The organism is Synergistaceae bacterium, from assembly GCA_012521675.1.
Lineage (GTDB): Bacteria > Synergistota > Synergistia > Synergistales > Aminobacteriaceae > JAAYLU01.
Genome location: JAAYLU010000057.1, coordinates 1 through 18,499 on the forward strand (window position 1 = coordinate 1; position 18,499 = coordinate 18,499).

At 62.5% G+C, this 18,499-nt stretch carries 19 protein-coding genes; 14 read left to right on the forward strand and 5 right to left on the reverse strand.

Annotated elements, in window-relative coordinates; genetic code table 11:
- The 4 genes from GX181_05785 to GX181_05800 all read right to left on the reverse strand — a co-directional run.
- Nucleotides 1-1,746: ferrous iron transporter B (locus GX181_05785; GenBank protein ID NLM71449.1), on the reverse strand; the 1,746-nt coding region annotated here is incomplete at its 3' end.
- A complete protein-coding gene (locus GX181_05790) occupies nt 1,739-2,077 on the reverse strand; it encodes a ferrous iron transport protein A (GenBank protein NLM71450.1) in 339 nt (112 codons plus the stop codon). The genes GX181_05790 and GX181_05785, both read right to left, overlap by 8 nt.
- Nucleotides 2,074-3,144 carry a 23S rRNA (adenine(2503)-C(2))-methyltransferase RlmN gene (gene rlmN / locus GX181_05795; protein ID NLM71451.1) on the reverse strand — a complete coding sequence of 357 codons (1,071 nt, stop codon included), beginning with the start codon at nt 3,142-3,144 and terminating at the stop codon, nt 2,074-2,076. Before rlmN ends, GX181_05790 begins: the two co-directional genes overlap by 4 nt.
- Nucleotides 3,145-3,232: 88 nt before the next feature.
- A complete protein-coding gene (locus tag GX181_05800) occupies nt 3,233-4,861 on the reverse strand; it encodes a diguanylate cyclase (protein ID NLM71452.1) in 1,629 nt (542 codons plus the stop codon).
- A 175-nt stretch (nt 4,862-5,036) separates the two neighbouring features.
- Here GX181_05800 and GX181_05805 point away from each other — a divergent pair, with 175 nt between their 5' ends.
- The 12 genes from GX181_05805 to GX181_05860 all read left to right on the forward strand — a co-directional run bounded on the left by GX181_05805 (nt 5,037) and on the right by GX181_05860 (nt 16,292).
- Complete coding sequence (locus GX181_05805) at nt 5,037-5,615, forward strand: hypothetical protein (GenBank protein ID NLM71453.1); 579 nt, start codon at nt 5,037-5,039, stop codon at nt 5,613-5,615.
- 12 nt (nt 5,616-5,627) lie between these two features.
- Nucleotides 5,628-6,920, forward strand: coding sequence for a TRAP transporter large permease subunit (locus GX181_05810; GenBank protein NLM71454.1), 1,293 nt, complete (start codon nt 5,628-5,630; stop codon nt 6,918-6,920).
- 13 nt (nt 6,921-6,933) lie between these two features.
- On the forward strand, nt 6,934-7,077 hold the full coding sequence (locus GX181_05815; protein ID NLM71455.1) for a hypothetical protein: 144 nt from the start codon (nt 6,934-6,936) through the stop codon (nt 7,075-7,077).
- Between the two features lie 12 nt (nt 7,078-7,089).
- A complete protein-coding gene (locus GX181_05820; protein NLM71456.1) occupies nt 7,090-8,223 on the forward strand; it encodes a succinylglutamate desuccinylase in 1,134 nt (377 codons plus the stop codon).
- 37 nt (nt 8,224-8,260) lie between these two features.
- Nucleotides 8,261-9,994, forward strand: coding sequence for a gamma-glutamyltransferase (gene ggt, locus GX181_05825; protein ID NLM71457.1), 1,734 nt, complete (start codon nt 8,261-8,263; stop codon nt 9,992-9,994).
- A 72-nt stretch (nt 9,995-10,066) separates the two neighbouring features.
- The gene (rbsK, locus tag GX181_05830) at nt 10,067-11,023 is read left to right on the forward strand and encodes a ribokinase (GenBank protein NLM71458.1); all 957 of its coding nucleotides are present in this window, start codon (nt 10,067-10,069) and stop codon (nt 11,021-11,023) included.
- On the forward strand, nt 11,020-11,670 hold the full coding sequence (gene deoC / locus GX181_05835) for a deoxyribose-phosphate aldolase (GenBank protein NLM71459.1): 651 nt from the start codon (nt 11,020-11,022) through the stop codon (nt 11,668-11,670). Before rbsK ends, deoC begins: the two co-directional genes overlap by 4 nt.
- Nucleotides 11,667-12,725: a capsule biosynthesis protein CapB gene (locus GX181_05840; GenBank protein ID NLM71460.1), complete on the forward strand. Its 1,059-nt coding sequence runs from the start codon at nt 11,667-11,669 to the stop codon at nt 12,723-12,725. The genes deoC and GX181_05840 overlap by 4 nt, the downstream gene beginning before the upstream one ends.
- Nucleotides 12,722-13,153, forward strand: a complete 432-nt coding sequence (locus tag GX181_05845; protein NLM71461.1) for a capsule biosynthesis protein CapC — start codon at nt 12,722-12,724, stop codon at nt 13,151-13,153. Before GX181_05840 ends, GX181_05845 begins: the two co-directional genes overlap by 4 nt.
- 44 nt (nt 13,154-13,197) lie before the next feature.
- Nucleotides 13,198-14,208 (forward strand): poly-gamma-glutamate system protein, encoded by a 1,011-nt coding sequence (gene pgsW, locus GX181_05850; protein ID NLM71462.1) that lies wholly within the window; start codon nt 13,198-13,200, stop codon nt 14,206-14,208.
- Nucleotides 14,205-15,635, forward strand: a complete 1,431-nt coding sequence (locus tag GX181_05855; protein ID NLM71463.1) for a HAMP domain-containing histidine kinase — start codon at nt 14,205-14,207, stop codon at nt 15,633-15,635. The genes pgsW and GX181_05855 overlap by 4 nt, the downstream gene beginning before the upstream one ends.
- 15 nt (nt 15,636-15,650) lie before the next feature.
- Nucleotides 15,651-16,292, forward strand: a complete 642-nt coding sequence (locus tag GX181_05860) for a response regulator (GenBank protein ID NLM71464.1) — start codon at nt 15,651-15,653, stop codon at nt 16,290-16,292.
- Nucleotides 16,293-16,346: 54 nt separating this feature from the next.
- On the opposite strand, the gene GX181_05865 is transcribed toward GX181_05860, so the two are convergent.
- Complete coding sequence (locus tag GX181_05865) at nt 16,347-17,090, reverse strand: transporter substrate-binding domain-containing protein (GenBank protein NLM71465.1); 744 nt, start codon at nt 17,088-17,090, stop codon at nt 16,347-16,349.
- A 231-nt stretch (nt 17,091-17,321) separates the two neighbouring features.
- Here GX181_05865 and GX181_05870 point away from each other — a divergent pair, with 231 nt between their 5' ends.
- Nucleotides 17,322-17,786, forward strand: coding sequence for a methylated-DNA--[protein]-cysteine S-methyltransferase (locus GX181_05870; GenBank protein ID NLM71466.1), 465 nt, complete (start codon nt 17,322-17,324; stop codon nt 17,784-17,786).
- Between the two features lie 211 nt (nt 17,787-17,997).
- Nucleotides 17,998-18,499 (forward strand): hypothetical protein (locus tag GX181_05875; GenBank protein NLM71467.1); only part of this gene is annotated, 502 nt, incomplete at its 3' end.

Genomic DNA, 18,499 nt, shown 5'->3' on the forward strand with positions numbered 1-18,499 from the left:
CCTGACTACCGTCCCCGCCGCCAGGGCGGATGCGAACATTATCCCCATCGACGCCCACAGTTTGCGGCCCCCGAGCTCCCTCCAAAGCACTATGAAGGTCGCCACGCACGGAAAGGTCATGGAGAGGGTCACGGTTGCGACGACCAGTTGCTCAGGGGTGAGCCCGAGCGCGCCCAGCAGGCCCATCGCAACGTCCTTTCTCAGTATGCCGAGCAGTATCGGGGCCGACGCCTCGGGGGGAAGCCCCAGCAGGCCGTTGAACACCGGCGCGAGCAGCCGCGACAGAAGGGCGGTCACCCCGGTCGCCTCCAGCAGCCCGATCGCCAGGATTCCGACGAGGACAAGAGGGACGGCCTCTATCAGGAAGCCTCTCACTCTCATCCATAGCTTCATCCCCAGGGACTTGAACGAAGGTATGCGGTAGGGGGGAATCTCGACTATCAGCTCCGGGCTGAATCCGGGCAGGAACGAGTGAAGGGCTCGTCCTATGATAAGCCATGAGGCGATCAGGGTGGCGTACACCATCAGCACCCATTCCATCCCGAGGTCGCCCACCGTGCCGATTATCATCGCCTGCAGACCCGCACAGGGGATGGCCACGGAGATCAGGGTGGCCGCGATGAACCTCTCCCTTTCCGAGTCCAGCACCCTGGTGGCGAGAATGCCGGGCACGTTGCAGCCGAGGCCGAGCAGCGAAGGCACGATTGCGAAGCCGTGCAGCCCCATGCGGTGGAGCAGCGCGTCGAATATCACGGCGAGGCGCGGCAGGTAGCCGAAGTCCTCAAGCAGGCCGAGCACCAGGTAGAAGGCCGCGACGTAGGGCAGAACCATCGCGAGCGGCACGTACAGCCCGGTAGACAGCAGCCCGAGGCTCTGCTCGAAGTCTATCGTCCCGTCGATCAGGCGGCCAACGACGATGTCGTGCAGCGCCCCCTCCCCTCCGAGCAGGGAAGAGACCCTCATGTTCAGAGGCAGCAGCCACGCCTCGAAGACAGGATCGAGCACCTCCTCGATGACCCCCTCCCCCAGCAGGCGAATGGAGGCGAAGCTGCCCGCTATCACGAGCAAGCCGATCAGCAGCCCCCAGAAGGAGTCGACCGACGCGTCCTCCAGCCTGTCCAACAGGGTGTGATGCCTGTGGCTGACCCTCTGAACCCTCTCGATTATCTCGCCTATTGCGTTCCATCGGTCGTCCTTGCCGGGCACGACCCGCTCGCCCGAGCCTTCGACGGCCAAGCCGCCGGGGCTCGCCTCGGGAAGCCTGTCCAACAGCTGGCTTATCCCCTCTCCTGTCACTGCGACAGTGGGTTGCACCGGGACCCCGAGGAGCATCTCGAGCTCCTCCACGTCTATCTCAATCCCCTTGTGACGCGCCTCGTCTACCATGTTCAGGGCTACCACGACCGGCAGGCGGCGCTCCATCGTCTGGAATGCGAGGAAGAGGTTGCGCTCAAGAGCAGTGGCGTCCAGCACCAGTATCACCGCGTCGGCCCCCTCGTCGACCATGCGCTGCGCGACCTCCTCCGCCTCGTTCGTCGGCGAGAGGGTGTACGAACCCGGCACGTCTATCACTCGCCAGACCTCGTCTCCGCGGCGGTACCATCCCTCCAGAAAACCCACGGTAGTCCCGGGGTAGTTGGACGAGACGGCGTGCACCCCGGTGATTCGCGTGAACAGGGCGCTCTTGCCCACGTTGGGGTTGCCGACGAGCAGCAGCCTCTTGGTATCGGACGCCGCTTCATCCATTGGATGACTCCCTCTCCGGAACCGGGAGCACGAAGACGTTGGACGAGATGTTCCAGCCGACCGCGATCTGCCTGCCGTCCAATATCAGGGTCACCGGGCCGTGAAAGGGCATCCCGGAGATCTTCTCCACGACCTTGCCGACTCTCAGGCCGAGTGCCTCCAGCCTCTGGGCGCAACAAGCGCCGGTCATGCCTCCTATGCTCTTCGGCGAGGAGATGCTGACGATGCGCCCCGACGCTCCGTTCGGAAGGTCGCGCAGAGACACGGCGCCGGAATGCTCGAATGGACGAGGGCGGCCCGCGGTGCGGGACAGGTGGTGAAGTATCCTCATCTCGCCTCGCCGCCTCTCTTGGCCCTGTTTCTTGCGCGGAGCTGGCCGCAGGCCGCGTCGATATCCTTGCCCCTCTCCCGGCGGATCTCGTTCTCGATGCCCAGCTTTGTCAGTATGGCCGAGAACTCCTTCACCCGCCCCGCGGACGACCTGGCATAGACAGGATCGCCCGGGTGGGAGGGCGGCACCGGGTTGTACGGGATAAGGTTGACGTAGACGGACAGCCCCGACAGCAGGGCGGCGGTCTCGTAGGCGTGGTCCGGCTCGTCGTTGACCTTCTGAAGCATCACGTACTCGACCGTAATTCGCTCCCCGGTCCTCTGCCAGTACGTCCTCATCGCGTCCACGAGCGCTCCTACGGAGTACTTGCGGTTCACCGGCATGATCTTGCTGCGCAGCGAATCGTTCGGCGCGTGAAGGGAGACGGAAAGCCGCACCGGTATGTAGAAGTCGGCGAGCTCCAGTATTCCCGGGACTATCCCGCATGTCGATATGGTGATGTGCCTGGCCCCGAGGTTGCGCATCTTCGGCGAGTGCAGGTTCTCAATGGACTTGAAGACGGCGGCCGTGTTCAGCAGAGGCTCCCCCATGCCCATGTAGACGACGTTCTCGATGTTCCTGCCGAGTCGTTTCTCCATTGCCAGAAACTGGCCGACTATCTCGCCCGTCGTCAGGTCACGCGAGAAGCCTGACCTTCCGGTGGCGCAGAATGAGCAGGAGAGAGGGCAGCCCGCCTGGCTGGAGATGCATGCCGTGGTGTGCGAGCCCTGGGGTATCATCACCGCCTCGACCTGCTCGCCGTCGTAGAGCTGAAAGAGGAACTTCCTGGTTCCGTCCTTCGACTCGTCCTCGCGCACCGTTATGGGCGGCAGGACGAGGAGCTCGTAGGCAAGCCTCTCCCGGAGCTCCTTCGACAGGTTTGTCATCTCGTGCACGTTGAATACTTTCTTTCCGTAGATCCACTGGCAGAGCTGGTCGGCCCTGTACTTGGGCAGTCCCCATCTGCTGACGCAGGCCTCGACCCACTCCTCGTAGGAGAGGTCGAGGGCGTTCACCGTTTCACTCATCTAACTTCCTCCTGAAGAATCGCAATCACCCTGTCGGATTGTATGCGGTGATAATGTCGCGGAAGAGATGTTCCTGTCGACTGATGTTCTATCGATCGCCGTCTTCGCCACCGTCGTACCGGGCCTGGTCCGGATTATCTTGCAGCGAGCGTGCTCCCGAGGCCAGGAAGGCCTGTATCTCGGCCCTCGAGCTCTCCCTGTTCGCCTCTTTTTCGGCGTACATCCTCCTGTCCGCCTCCCTCTGCAGCGTCTCGATGCTTCTCCCGTCCTGATGGTTGCACGCGGATCCGCACGCGATACTGAGCGGCAGGGCCCCCTCCTGTTTTTTGTAGTTGGCTATTCCGTCCTTGATCCTCTTTATCACCTTCTCTCCCGTGTCGGGGGCGGAGTCGGGCAGCAGGAAGGTGAACTCGTCCCCGCCGATTCGCGAGACGTGGTCAGACTCGCGCCTTGCGGCGTTGGCGAGCACCTGGGCGGCGGCTATCAGGAGCTCGTCGCCCGTCCTGTGGCCAAGGGAGTCGTTTATCAGCTTCAGCCCGTCTATGTCGCACACTACGATGGTGACGGTGTTCGAACGCTTGGCGTCGAGCGCCTCCATCACCTCTATGAAGTAGGCCCTGTTGTGAAGCCCTGTGAGGCTGTCCAGGTAGGATTTGTCGCGAAGATCCCTGGTGTTCTCCTTTACCCTGATCGCCATGGAGTTGAACGCCATTCCGAGCATCCGGAACTCGCTGGGCGATTCCTCCAGCTTCCGGGTGTCGAGGGTCTCGAACCTCCCCTCCTCCATGGTTCTCACGCCGCGGAGGAGGAGCTTGAGAGATCGCTCCACCAGGCTGAACAGCCTTCGGGTTGTGATCAACTGAATAAAGAATAGGGCAAGTCCTACGACAAGCATGTAGAGCAGGTTGGCCTTGATCGGTGCTAGGAATTCCTGGTAGTCCACCTGGGCGATCAGATAAAAAGAGGTTTTATCCAATTTCTTTCCCTTGGCGAAGTAGTTCGAGCCATCGCAGTCCGTGCAAAGAAGGGAAGAAGCGCCTGACAGGCGCTCGGGGCTGTGAGGCTTCCCCTCGGAGCCGCTGTCCGTGATTATTTCGATTGACTCGCCCTTGGAGTTCAGCAGGTGGAAGCGCCCGGTCTCTCCGAACCTGGTCGAGAGGATGGTTCTGATTATCGTGTCGAAGGATATCGAGCCCGCGACCACTCCCCTGAACTCCCTGTCGATCATCAGCGGCGCTGAGAAGACGACGACCGGCATCTCGGAGAGCCTTCCGTAGAAGACGTCGGTTATAAAGGCCCTTCCCTCTTGCCCCTCCTTAAAGTAGTCCCGGTCCGACAGATCTATCTCCCGGGAGGCCAGAGCGCCAAGATTGCTCTGTACCAAGGGTTGTCCGGAGGTGTCCAAGTATGCAATATTGAGAAAGCTGGAGTTGACTCCGGCTATGCGACTGAAGTCCGAGAGCATTCTCTCCTGGTCCTCGGCCCGCACCGACGGCAGGTTCGCTATCGAGCGGATGAAGTCCAGATTTATCGAAAACCAGCGCTCAAGGGCAACGGACTGCATCTCCAGGGCGTTGGCTATTGTCCGCTCCGTCGCCTGCGACACCCGCAGGAGCTCCGCAAGGCCGACAAATGCCAAAAAGACGACCAAGGCCGCTGCGAAAAGCTTTCGGTATCGTCTTAAAATATCTCTGACACTCCCAGGGCTTGCGGCCATCCGGGCAACCTCCCACGACTTGCATCGATAATGAGTCATTGTACCATGCCGCCCCTGTTTTTGGCAGGAGAACCCCTTCATTTTGAAAAGAATGAGAAGAAACGTAGACATTATTTTCCTTAAGGGTATGCTTAATTAAATATCGATAACAATATTCATTAGAGGAGGGTGCTTTATGAAGAGAATCTGTCTCTGGGCTGCTGTGACGGCCCTGTTCGCCTTTTCATGCCTTGCCGTGCCGGGGGCCTTGACATCGTATGCGTCGGAGGGTGGTCTGCTGCTGACCTCGGTCGGACAGAGCCCGGACGCGACCATGATACGGGTCGTCCTGAGGAAGATGAAGATCGACGCCGAGAATCAGCCTCTGCTCAAGGCGGATGAGATCGGCGAAGGGAAGATCCTGGTGGCGGTGGTGGGGGGAAGCTCCAAGGGCCTCGGTGCCGCTGGGATTGACAAGGACCAGGAGAACGATAGGGTCGGCGCCCTCCTCGAGGCAGCGGGGAAGGCCGGGATCAAGATCCTCGTGATGCACGTAGGGGGGGAGGGCAGGAGGGGCGCACTCTCCGACGCCTTCATCGAGACGGCCGTGCCTTACGCCGACGCCCTGATAGTCGTGGACGGGGGCAACGACGACGGCCTGTTCGACCGGCTGATCGAGGGCAAGGGAGTGAAGCTGCTGACGGCGCCCAACGTGAGCGGGACGGCGGAGCCTCTGAAGAGCGTCCTGTCAGGGTGGGGAGTCTCCGCCCAGTAGGCGGTGCAGAGCATGGACTGGTTCTGGCCGGAGGGGCTATATACGATCGTCATGGTGGGGAGCTTCATCTTCGGATCGTTCGCGCTAAAGCTCCCGATAGCGGTCGCCCTCTCGGGTGCGGCGGTTGTAGGCGCCCTGGTCGGCGGCGAATGGTTTCCCGTTAGACATATCGTGGAGGGGATGTTCGGGTACCTTGACACGATACTGATAATAGCCACGGCCATGATCTTCATGAAGTCGGTCCAGAGGTCGGGGCTACTGGAGAGTTTGGCGGCATGGGTGATCCGAAAGTTCCGTCGCAGGCCCCTGCTGCTGAGCATCGGGTTGATAGTTATAATAATGGCCCCCGGCATGATAACCGGCTCTTCCACGGCGGCGGTGCTGACGACCGGCGCTCTGGTCGCACCGGTGCTGATGCGCTTGGGGGTGACGAGGACCAAGACCGCCGCGGTGATTGCCATGGGCGCCATCTACGGCATGATCGCGCCTCCGGTCAACGTACCGGCGATGATCATAGGGGGCGGCATAGACATGCCGTACGTAGGGTTCGCCCTGCCTCTCCTGGTATGCACTGTGCCCCTGGCTATCTTCTCCGCCCTGACCCTGGTATACCCATCGCTGAAAAAAGGTTCAGGCAGCGACGAAGAGCTGGAGGTGGAGCTCAAGAGGATGGAGGAGACGCCCCTGTCGCTGCGGCTGGCGACTCCCGTGCTGGTGGTGGCGGTCCTGATGACGGGGGAGCAGTTCTTCCCCTCCTTCTGGCCCGCGCTGGGGATGCCGGTGATCTTCCTGTTGGCCTCCCTGTCGGCCCTGATGTCGGGCGGCAGGAGGTTCGACTTCATCGACTCGTCCACCGAGGCCCTTAACGACGCCATCCCAGTGCTGGGGATCCTGATGGGTGTGGGGATGTTCATCCAGATCATGACCCTTACCGGGGTGCAGGGCTTCCTGGTGGTCTCGGTGCTGGCCCTCCCCGCCTGGCTTATGTACCTGGGCATAGCGACGTCGATACCCCTGTTCGGGGCTGTGTCGGCCTTTGGCGCGGCCTCCGTGCTGGGGGTGCCCTTCCTGCTGGCCCTGCTGGGCAGAAACGAGATCATGGTCGGCTCGGCCCTCAGCCTCATAGCGGGGCTGGGAGACCTGATGCCGCCCACGGCCCTCGCGGGAATCTTCGCCGCGCAGGTCGTGGGGGAGGAGAACTATTTCAAGGTGCTTCGCATCTGCCTGCCCCACGGGGTGCTTACGGCAGGGTGGGGCATCCTCGTGATAGTCTACGCGAACGAGATCATGGGCTTCCTGCCCTGAGGAGGAGATGGACATGACTCTTGTGTATCGCGCGATCGTACTTTTCATCCTCCTTCTGACGGTGCGCTGTCAGTTCAGGGAGAGGGATTTTTGGAGACAGGCAACGGCGGCGTTGGTGGTTGTGCCCCTGCTGCTTCGCCTGCTCATGATAAAGTAAGGGGGCGACTTGATGAAACTTAAAGGAACGCCCCTGACGGCGGCGATTCTGCTTCTGGCGGCGATCGGACTTGCCGCGATGGCGGGCGCTTCATTCATGGCGATGTGGAAGGACGACGTCCTCGTGCCCGCGCCGGGCTTCGAGAAGAAGATGCTTAGCGACTGGTTCGACGGCCTTGCAGGTTCTCCGGGGGACACGCCGGTCTACGTGCAGCAGGGGGGAGAACCGGGCGGCACCGTGTTGATCCTGGGAGGAACTCACCCGACCGAGCCTGCCTCGATGGTCGCGGCGACCCTGTTCCTGGAGCGAGCCGAGGTAGTCAAGGGCAGGCTGATTGTGATCCCGCAGGCCAACATGCTTGGCTTCACGCACAACTCCCCGCAGGAGGCTCACCCGCAGAGCATATCCTTCGAGGCCCCGGACGGAAGCAGGAGGGTATTCCGATTTGGCTCCCGCCTGACCAACCCTCTTTACGAGTGGCCCGCGCCCGACATCTACATCCACCCCGCGTCAGGGCAGCAGCTCCCGGGCAAGGAGAGAGGAAACATCAACCGATGCTATCCGGGCATCCCGGATGGATCGGTCACGGAGCAGGCGGCCTACGCTATAACTGAGATGATCAAGATCGAGGGGGTCGACCTGTCGATAGACCTGCACGAGGCATCGCCAGAGTACCCGGTGGTGAACGCGATAGTCGCTCATGAGAGGAGCATGGAGCTGGCCGCCATGACCACGATGGACCTGGAGATGGCGGGGATCCCGATGCGACTGGAACCGTCGCCGAAGAACCTGCGCGGACTGACGCACAGGGAGTGGGGGGACTACACTGATACGATGCCGGTGCTGATGGAGGCGGGCAACCCGGTGCAGGGGCGCCTCCGCGGCAGGACGGACGAGAGGCTCGCCCTCACCGGGGAGGACAAGGCCTATGTGAAGGCCGCGGGCCTCGGAAGGCTCTACATCCCCTACGACGGTGACCAGAGGATCGAGTACAGGGTGGGGAGGCACGTAGCGTCGATAATGGTCTTCCTGGAGAATCTTGATCTCCTGGAGCCCGACAAGGGAGTGCTTCTGGAGGGCATCCCCTCGTTCGATGATCTGCAAGAGAAGGGCGTCGGGGCCTTCCTTTCGCCCATGGAGTTGTAATGCAGTGGTTTCAAAAAAATACAGGAGGTGTTGTGAGATGAGAAGGTATCTATCGGCGGCGCTTGTGCTGCTCCTCGTCATGGCGGCGGGGGCATGTGCGGCGGAGTTCGAGGTGCGCGACGTCTATTCGCGCAGGGGAATGGTCTCGTCGGCGCACGAGCTCGCCTCCCGGGCGGGCGTCGAGATCATGGAGAGGGGCGGCAACGCCATAGACGCGGCCGTGGCCACCATGCTCGCGCTGAACGTGGTGGAGCCGAACGCCTCGGGCTTAGGAGGAGGCGGCTTCTCGACCATACGCTTCGCAAAGACGGGCGAGGTCGTCGAGCTGGACTACAGGGAGATAGCACCCCTGTCCGCCACGAAGGACATGTACGCTTCCGAGGCCTCCAAGAAGGCCAGGGAGTCCGTGCTCGGAGGCAAGGCCGTCGGAGTCCCCGGGATCGTGATGGGAGTCTTCACGATGCTGGAGAAGTACGGTACCATGACCTTCGCCGAGGTCGCCGAGCCGGCGATTCGCCTCGCGGAGGAGGGCTTCGAGGTTCACCCGATGCAGAACGGCATAATCAACGACGAGTACGACAAGCTCGCCAAGTACAGCCCGGTCTGCGCATTCCTTCCCGACGGGCTTCCCGCCGAGGCTGGCTCGATACTGAAGCAGCCGGAGCTCGCCGGGGCGTTCAGACTGTTGGCGAAGGACGGCCCGAACGCCTTCTACAGAGGCCCGATAGGCGAGGCGGTGGTGGCCGCTGTCAACGGAGCGGGCGGCGACATGTCCATGAAGGACCTCAACAACTACAGCATGGAGATCAGGACGCCGGTCAAGGGAACCTACCGGGGCTACTCCATATACTCGACGCCCCCGGCGTCCAGCGGCGGCACCCACATAGTGCAGCTTCTTAACATAATGGAGAACTTCCAGGTCAGCTCCTGGGGTCACAACTCGCCGACCTATCTTCACCACCTCGCCGAGGCGATGAAGATGGTCTTCGCCGACCGCCAGCGCTACATGGCGGACACCGCTTTCGTGGACGTTCCGCTCAAGGGCCTTGCGAGCAAGGAGTACGCCAGGACCCAGGCGGACAAGATCACCCCGTTCGAGGCCGCGGCAGAGGTGCTACCCGGCAACCCATGGCGTTACGACGAGGCCAAGGAAGTGGCATACCAGGGGCACGACGGCAACAAGCACGTCTCCACGAGCTCCTTCTCCGTGGTCGATGCGGCCGGCAACATTGTGGCGTCGACCAACACGGTCAACTTCTTCTTCGGCTCCGGGGTGGTAGTGCCCGAGTACGGGATCGTCCTCAACAACGAGATGGACGACTTCGCTCAGGATCCGGCGAGCGTGAACGCGCCCGAGCCCGGAAAGCGTCCCCTCTCCTCGATGTCGCCGACCATTGTGATCGACCCGGAGGGACGGCCCTTCATGACCCTCGGCTCGGCCGGCGCGATGAGGATCATCACGGCGCTCAGCCAGATCATAATGAACGTGGTCGACTTCGGGATGACCATGGACGAGGCCATCGAGCAGCCCCGCATCTTCAACTCCGCAGGTGGCGGCAAGGCGGGACAGCTCCTTGTCGAGGGCGGGATCAGCCCGAAGACAGCGACCTTCCTTCGCTTCATGGGGCACGACGTGGTCGAGCGCGACCGCGACGGCTACTTTGGCACCGCCCAGGGCATAATGTTCAACTACTCCGTGCCCAAGGCGAGCCGGTTCAGGATAAACGGCGGCGCGGACAGCAGGCGGTTGGGGGTCCCGGTGGGTTTCTAAGAGAGGACCGTTGCTATATACTGGAGGCGGGGCCGGATCTCTCGGCTCCGCCTTTTTCGTCGTTTTACACATATGTTGAAGGGCAGGGGATGGACTGTGGAGAGTGGACCCAAGGTCGCAGTCATAGGCAGCGCGAACATGGATCTCGTCACCATGACCCCGCGCATGCCCAGGATAGGCGAGACGCTGGAGGCGCGTACCTTCTTCACCGGCTTCGGCGGGAAGGGGGCAAACCAGGCGGTGGCGGCGGCCCGCCTGGGCGCCGACGTCCTGATGGTCGCGAAGATCGGAGACGATATGTTCGGCTCGGAGATGAAGCGAAACTTCGAGGAAAACGGGGTGGACGCCCGCTTCGTCGAGACGGTGAGCGGCTGTCCGACCGGGGTGGCGACCATCTCGGTGGACGATGCCGGGAACAACTGCATCATGATCGTCAAGGGGGCCAACGGGGAGCTCTCGCCGGAGGACATATCCAGGGCCGCCCCCTCTCTGAGAGGGAGCGGCATGATGCTGCTTCAGCTGGAGATTCCAGTCGAGACAGTCTACTCCGCAATTGATCTCGCTCGAAGAGAGGGGATCCCGGTACTGCTCAACCCCGCGCCCGCGATGAAACTGGAGCAGAAATACCTGCGGATGGTGGACTTCCTCGCGCCCAACGAGACAGAGCTGGAGATGATCACCGGTATGCCAGCGACCACGCCGGAGGAGGCCCTTTTGGCGGCGAGACATCTTGTCGGCCTTGGAGTGCCTGCGGTTATAACGACCCTTGGGGCTAGAGGGTCGCTTTATGTTGACGCCGAGGGACACTTTTTTGCCGAGCCTCTTCCCGTGAAGCCTGTCGACTCCACAGGGGCTGGGGACGCCTTCATCGGGGGCTTCGCCTTCCACTACCTCAAGTCGGGAGACGTTAGAGAGGCCATGAACATGGCCAACCGGTACGCGGCTGTATCGACTCTCAGGGCGGGGACCCAGGCCTCCTTCCTCGGGATGGACGAGTTCAAGAGGACAATCAGGGAGATGGAGAGATGAGCCGGGATCTTGCCAAGTACATTGACCACACACTGCTCAAGCCGGACGCGACCCCGGCGGACGTGTCCAAACTGTGCGCCGAGGCCCGAGAGTTCGGCTTCGCGTCCGTCTGTGTGAATGGAGGCTTCGTGCGACAGGTCGCACGGGAGCTCAAGGGATCCGGCGTGATGACCTGCTCTGTTGTCGGCTTTCCCCTAGGTTCCGGCACGACCGGGTCGAAGGCCTTCGAGGCCTCGGAGGCCGTAGAGAACGGTGCGTCCGAGATAGACATGGTCATAGCCGTGGGCAGGCTGCTCTCGGGCGACGAGGAGTACGTTCGGGAGGACATTCGAGCCGTGGTCGAGGCCTCCGGCGGCGCTCCGGTGAAGGTGATAATCGAGACCTGCCTGCTGACGGACGGACAGAAGGAGATCGCCTGCCGATTGGCCGGGGAGGCGGGCGCTCGCTTCGTCAAGACGTCTACCGGGTTCTCCTCCGGTGGCGCGACGGTGGAGGACGTCGCCCTGATGAGGCGGGTCGTCGGCGACCGACTCGGGGTGAAGGCGTCGGGCGGCATAAGGAGCAGGAAGGACGCCGAGCGGATGATCGCCGCCGGGGCCTCTCGCATCGGGGCGTCGGCCTCGGTGAGGATCTGCGGAGGCGAGTGATCCTTCTCGCCTGGACTGACGTGCGCTGGATGAAACGCCTCTCCGCCCCGATAAGGGTTCTGGTGACGGGGAGCCGGGGGAAGAGCTCCGTTGTCCGCCTGCTGACCTCGGCTCTTGCCTCCTTCGGCCTCGATGCCAGGGGGAGGATCACGGGGGTGCTGCCCCGCGAGCTTCGCCCCGGCGGCCCTGGAAGTCGCCTCGAGGAAGTGCTGCTGCTGCGCTCCGGGCAGGCGAGCGTCGCCGATATGAACTGGTGGCTCTCCTCTCTTCATACTTCCGTGGACGCAGTCGTGATGGAGAACAGCGCTATAGCCCCCGAGCTCCAGCACCTGGCCTCCAGGTGGCTGAGGCCGGTCTGCTCCGTGCTTGTCAACGTGCGACCCGACCACGAGGAGTCGTGGGGCAGGGGGGAGGAGAGAGCCGCCCGGGCCCTCTGCCTCGGCCTCCGCTCGGACTGCGGTGAGCATCCCGTGATCCTCCCCCGGCATGTCGCGGAGAAGCCCTTCGTCGAGCGCCTGCTGCGGGAGGGTGGCTGCCTGCCGGTCCCCTGCGAGGGCGGAGCGGACTTCAGAGATGAGCACCTCTCGATCGTGGAGAGTGTCTGCGACCTGCTGGGGCTGGACGGGAAGGCCGGGAGAAGGGCCGCGTCACTTCTCCCCCCGGACCTGGCCGACTTCGCCCTTCACGGGGAGGGGGAGGGGATCCTGGCGTCCGCCTTCTCCGCCAACGACCCGGAGTCCGCCGAGAGCCTTTTCCTCTCCACCGGTTGGAGCAGGCGGGACACTGTCGTCCTCTTCAACTCCCGGAGCGACCGGCCGGGTCGCCTCGGGGCCTTCTCGTCCTGGCTCTCGTCCCACCAATGGAGGAGGGTCTGCGTCTGCGGCGGTTCGCCCCTTGTCCTTCCAAGGCGAACCGAGAGGCTGAGGATTCCCGACGGCGTGGCGTTGACGAACTTCGTGCGGCGCGAGGGCCTGGTCTTCGGGTGCGGCAACGTCGCGGGGGCGCCGCTGGATTACCTCGAGTCGGTCCGCGGGAGAGGAGGCGGCTCGCGATGACGGAGCAGAGGCTGATGATCGTAGGCCTGGGCATAGTCCTCGGCATGATCTTCTTTCACAGAACCGGGTACTCCCCCGGCGGGGTGATCACGCCCGGCCTGCTGGCGCTGGAGCTTACTTCGCCGGAGAGGGTGGCGTGGGTCTTCCTGTTCGCCTGGGTGGCCTCCCTCGCCCTGGAGCTCGCAGTCCGTGCCGTCGGCCTTTACGGACGACAGAGGATTGGGGCGGCGCTCCTGGTAGCGCTGACGGTCCGGATCGCCGCCGGGTGCTTCCTGCCGGTGGAAGATCTGTGGATAGGATGGGTGGTGCCGGGCTTGGTGGGGGCGGACATGCAGAGGCAGGGCGCCCTCCCGACCGTAGGCGCGACTTTGGCGACCGCGATAGCCGCCGCTATGGCGGGGCGACTGCTGGCCGGGGTGCCGATTTGAGCGGCCTCGCCGCCCGGTCGCGCTCCTTCGCGCGCAACGCCGGTATGAGCATGCTCGTCCCCGCTGTGATCCTCGCGGCCCTCTGGTGCCTGTCGCCCGATTCCTCCCTGAGCGAGGAGGAGCACGAACTGTGGCGGAAGGTGCGAGCGGGGCAGGAGATGCTGGCCCGCCGCCGCGACGACGTTCGGACGGGGGACGCCTATGCCGGGAATGATCTCGAGACGGCCGACCCGCACGGAACGGGGATGATCGGAGTTGAGTGGAGCCCGGTCACCACGACCCTCGGCTCGCTCGAGGCCAAGCGCACCGCGGCCGACCCTCTGTGGAGCGTTTGGGCGCTGCGCCTCTTTCGGAGATTGGGGCTCGAGGAGGGGGACAGGGTGGCCCTGCTCTCCTCGTCATCATTTCCGGGGCTGGTCTTCTCCATAGTCGCGGCCTCGGAGAGGGCCGGATTGGAGCTGTTCTGGATCCACTCGCTCGGCTCGTCAACCTGGGGGGCCAACATGCCGGGAATGCTCTGGCCCGAGATGGCGCGGCTGCTGAGAAGTGGCGGCTTCATCTCGTCGAAGCCGGATTATTACACCCCGGGAGCAGGCGCGGAGGTCGGCCTCGGGCTGCCGCCGGAGGGCTTGAACATGCTCGGGGAGGCGGCTGAAGATGATGACGTCCCGCTTCTGAAGGGCGATGGACTCGACGACATGACAAGAAGCAAGAGCGAGCTTGTGAGGGGGTTCGCACCAAGGCTTGTGATTAACGTGGGGGGCGCTCACACCTCCTTCGGAGGCGGGGTGGTCCAGCCGGGCGGTGGACTGTACTCCCCCGGTGACGAGAGCCGGACGGAGTTTGGGCACGGTGTCCTGGGGGATGCCCTGGAATCTGGGGTGCAGGTGCTGCACTTCCTCGACATGCGGTCTTTCTCCTCAAGAGCCGGGATTCCGTTCGACGGCGCGCCCAGGCCGCGGTTCGCCGGGGCTGGAATGGCGACGAGCGCGGCGGGACTCCTGGTCTACGCCCTTTTCCTGGCCTTTTTCAGAAGATGGAGGAGAGACGAGTGATCAACGAATTCACAGGCAACCGCTCAGATCCGGAGATACGGCCGGAAGCGGCCGTCGAGAAGCACTTCTTCGCGGGACTCTTCTTCCTCGGGGTCTGGGTCATTTTTCACAACCTCCCCGCGAAGCCACTGCTCAGGATAATAGACGACCTGCCACGAACCATGGACGGGGGGGACCTGCTGGCCGCCGCCTCCATGCTGGTCGCCATGAACTCCACCAGGGCGATAGCCCTCTACCTGGGCTGGTTCATAATCGGCAACGCGCTCGGCGCGATCCGCAGATCCTTATCGTTCCTGTCGTGGCTGGTTCCAGTGACGGCCATCCCCGCCGCATACTTTATCTCCGCTCTTCCGGGCGAGGGGGTGAAGCTGCACTTCGGCTTCCCCGCGGTGCTCAGCGTTACCAGCGTGCTCGTGATCAGGCGCCTGACCCGCGGCATCGCGGACTGGGGCTACAAGGCGATAGCCCTCGCCCTGTTCGTCTTCTCCTTTCAGTGGCTGGACGTCATTCCCGCCCTGACCTCATGGGGGGCCGGATGGGGGGAGCTGTCGATGGCAGTGAAGACGGCGGCCTGCCTGATGGAGAGGGAGTACCTTCTCAACAGGGCCTGCGGGGCGGCCTTCCTGGGGCTCTTCTTCTCCGGGGTCATAACCACCCAGCTGATGGTCAACTACGGGGCTCGCCTGAAAAGCCTCGCGCTTCTGAGGGACAGGGAGAAGAAGATGGCGCAGTTCAGGGAGGAGAGCCTTCAGACCAGGAGCTTTGTCGAGATGCAGCAGCTGGTGCACGACCTCAAGCGCCCTCTGACCACGATAATGGGTTTGGCCGACGTCATAGCCTCGGGAAAGGGCCTCGACAACGCGGAGAAGCACTGTGCCGTGATAGTCGAAGCCGGCCGCTCCATGGAGGAGATGATATCGGAGATACTGCACGAGGACTCGCGCCACACAGTGACCCTGGATGACCTGATGAGGTACGTGCTCAGCCAGGTCAGCCCGTTCGACTGGAGGGAGACGGTGAACCTGGTCGCGGATGGAGAGGCTCTGTCCGGTCGAGTCGAGGCGAACGTCGTAAGGCTTTCCAGGGCTATCGTGAACCTGCTGGATAACGCCCACAGGGCCAACGGCCTCTCGGGGGGAAAGAGGATAGAGCTGCGTGTCTCCGATTTCCAGGACAGGGTGGAGATCTACGTCGACGACGAAGGACCGGGCTTCGGGACGGCCGGAGAGGCGCCGCTCACGGACGACTGGCGCTCGTTCTCCCGCTGGGGTTCGACCGGGCTGGGTCTTAGATACGTTACAATGGTTGTGAACAATCACGGAGGGCTCTTCAGGACGGAGGACCCGCCGGGCGGGGGAGGCCGGGCTGTCATAGTCCTCGGCAAGCCCGCGGAGGGGCCCTCGCCGGTGGTGAAAAATGCGGAATAAGGGTGGGGATGATATATGCCGCTTCACATAGGTGCGATAGACGACGACAAGGCGATCCTCTACACTCTCGAGGCCATGGCCTCCACGGAGGGGTGGCGAATGCTGACCACTAGCGCCCCGGAGGAGTGCCTGGACTGGGTCAAGCTGGACGAGATCGATGTCCTGCTGGTGGACTACCACATGCCGGTCATGAACGGGCTTCAGCTTATAAAGAAGGCCAGGGAGATCTCCTCGAAGCTTGTGCTGATAGCCCTGACCGTAGAGGACAGGGAGGACCTCGCGTCCCAGCTCATGCTGGCCGGTGCGGACGACTTCATCACGAAGCCGATACGCCTCGCGGATTTCACCGCACGCATACGGCTTCACGGCAAGCTCTTCGCTCATCGAGAGCAGTACAGCTGGGACGAGCGCAAGAAGGGCATCAGCAAGGACACGATGCGCAAGGTGCTCGAGAGGATGAAGAAGATGGACGGCCCGAAGGACTGCGAGGAGGTCGCCGCGGCGTGCGGGCTGGCCTATGTAACAGCTCACAGGTACCTGGAGTACCTGTCGGAGCGTGGCTTGGTCGTGCGCAGTGCCGGTGTCCAGGACGGGCGGCCAGGTAGGCCCAAGACCTACTACGAGATGCCGCCTGCCTTCAGAGAGCCCTACGAATGAAAAAGGCCTCCCTTAAGGGAGGCCCGGGCGTAATTCGATCAAGCGACGGAGCGGCTATTCAAACCACTTGGCCATTAGCTCGAACAGCTCGCCGCTGTCTGTAAGCTCCTCAAGGGCCTTGTTGACCGCCTCCAGAAGCTCGTCCTCCCCCAGGTTCATGGCTATCGCCTTGCCCTCGCCCTTGATCTCCTCCTCGAAGGCGATCTTTATCTTGCCGGTGAAATCCTTGTGGCCGACGTAGCTCTTGGCGACCGGGGTATCCATGAAGGTGGCGTCCACTCGCCCGAGGATGACCTCGCGCACGCAGTCGTCGAACTTCTGGAACGACTTCACGGTCACTCCGTCGAGCGAGTGCAGGTAGTTCTCCTGAATCGTCCCGAGCTGAACGGCGACGGTCTTGCCCTTTAAGTCGTCCATACCGTTCAGCGAGTCGTTCGCCTCCGCTGCGACGAAGGCGCTTACGGAGACCTCGTAGTTCTCCGAGAAGGCCACCCTCTTGGCCCTCTCCGGCGTCCAGCTGAGACCCGCGGCGATGAGGTCGATCTTCTTCGCCATCAGCGAGGGGATCAGGCTGTCGAAGGGCATGTCCACCCACTCGACTTTCTTGCCGATCTTTTCGGCTATAGTCTCCATCATCTCGATGTCGAAGCCCTGGAGCTCATTATTGGCGTCGCGGAATTCGTAAGGGGGGTAGGTGCTCTCCGTGCCGACCAGAAGCACGTCCTTCTCCATGACGTTGCCCCAGCCGGCCGTCCCTGCAACCACAAGCGCGAGAAGTGCCCAAAGAAGTTTCTTCATCGTTTTCTCTCCTTTTCAGTTAGAAGATGGCTTGCACTGTTACCGCACATAGTCCGTTACGCGGCTTTAAGCTTACACGCCCTGTTTTCCCATGTCAATACCGCTTTTTTCCCAAACTGGTCGAAGGATGGGAGGATACAAAGCCAAAAGGCGGTTGAAAAATCCTGAAAAAGTAGTGTAATAATGGGATGAAAAAGGAGGCTTCGGCCTACCGCCCCGGGAGGTTGAAAAATGCTCTGCGTGCGCGATACCGCGATAGGAAGAATTGCCATAACCGGAGACGGCGACTACATAACCCATCTCCATCTCCCCAACAAAACCGAGCTCCTCGGAGGCTTCGAAAAGCGTGAGAGCCCCGTGATCCGCGAGGCCTACCGCCAGCTGGAGCTCTACCTGGACGGAAAGCTAAGGGAGTTCTCCCTTCCCCTCAGGGCCGAGGGGACCGTTTTCATGATGAAGGTCTGGGAGGAGCTGCTCAAGGTCCCCTACGGGACGGTCATCACCTACAAGGAGCTGGCCGCGGCCGCAGGAAGGCCGAGGGCGGTGCGAGCCGTGGGAACGGCAAACGCCAGAAATCCGATCGCCATATTCATCCCGTGTCACCGGGTCATAAACACGGGCGGCAAGCTCGGGGGGTTCGGAGGCGGGCTCGATCTGAAGAGATATTTGCTGGATATGGAGGCGAAGCATTCGTGAATCGAAGGACAAGCCTGTTTGACAATTCATGTGAGGTGCAATAGACTCTGTACGAACATGACCCGCCGAAAGATGGCGACTACGCCGACCGTGGACGAAGTCGATCCTCGGACGCGGCAGAGGCTGTGTCGCAGCTATCCTTTTGTCATTAGAATATGTCGAAATCATACAACAGGCTTATATATTCGCCTTACAACCGGGAGGTAGTCGAATGGGGATTAAAATAAGGCTGGCCGCACTATTAGCGCTCGTTTTCCTGCTGTTTTCCCCATGTCTATCACTCTGCGAGGAGCCTGCCCGGATCTCTCCGGAGCTTGCCGAGAGGATGGCCGAGATAGAGGCCGCCGCGGACGCTGCCGAGGCCGAGCTGGAGAAGCTGCCCAGCCTTGTGCGGAGGGAGAAGGAGAGGATAATCGAAGAGCTCGGTCGGTGGGCGAACAACGATCTCAGGCGCATCCTCCAGGACCACTACCTGGAGGTGGAGAAGGCTCTCGCCGAGACCACCCTTCCGGAGGACCACAGCTCCGTCGGCATCTGGTGGAAACAGGTGAAGGCCGGAGTGTTTCTCAACGAGGACATCGAGGAGGTCGTCCGCCTCTTCGTCGAACTGGCGGGGCCGCGCCTCTCCGCGGTGCAGGAGGCCCTTCAGCGCGAGGTGCTCGGGGGCCTGGAGCAGCGAAGCCAATCCCTTCTCCTGGAGTCCATGGAGGAGA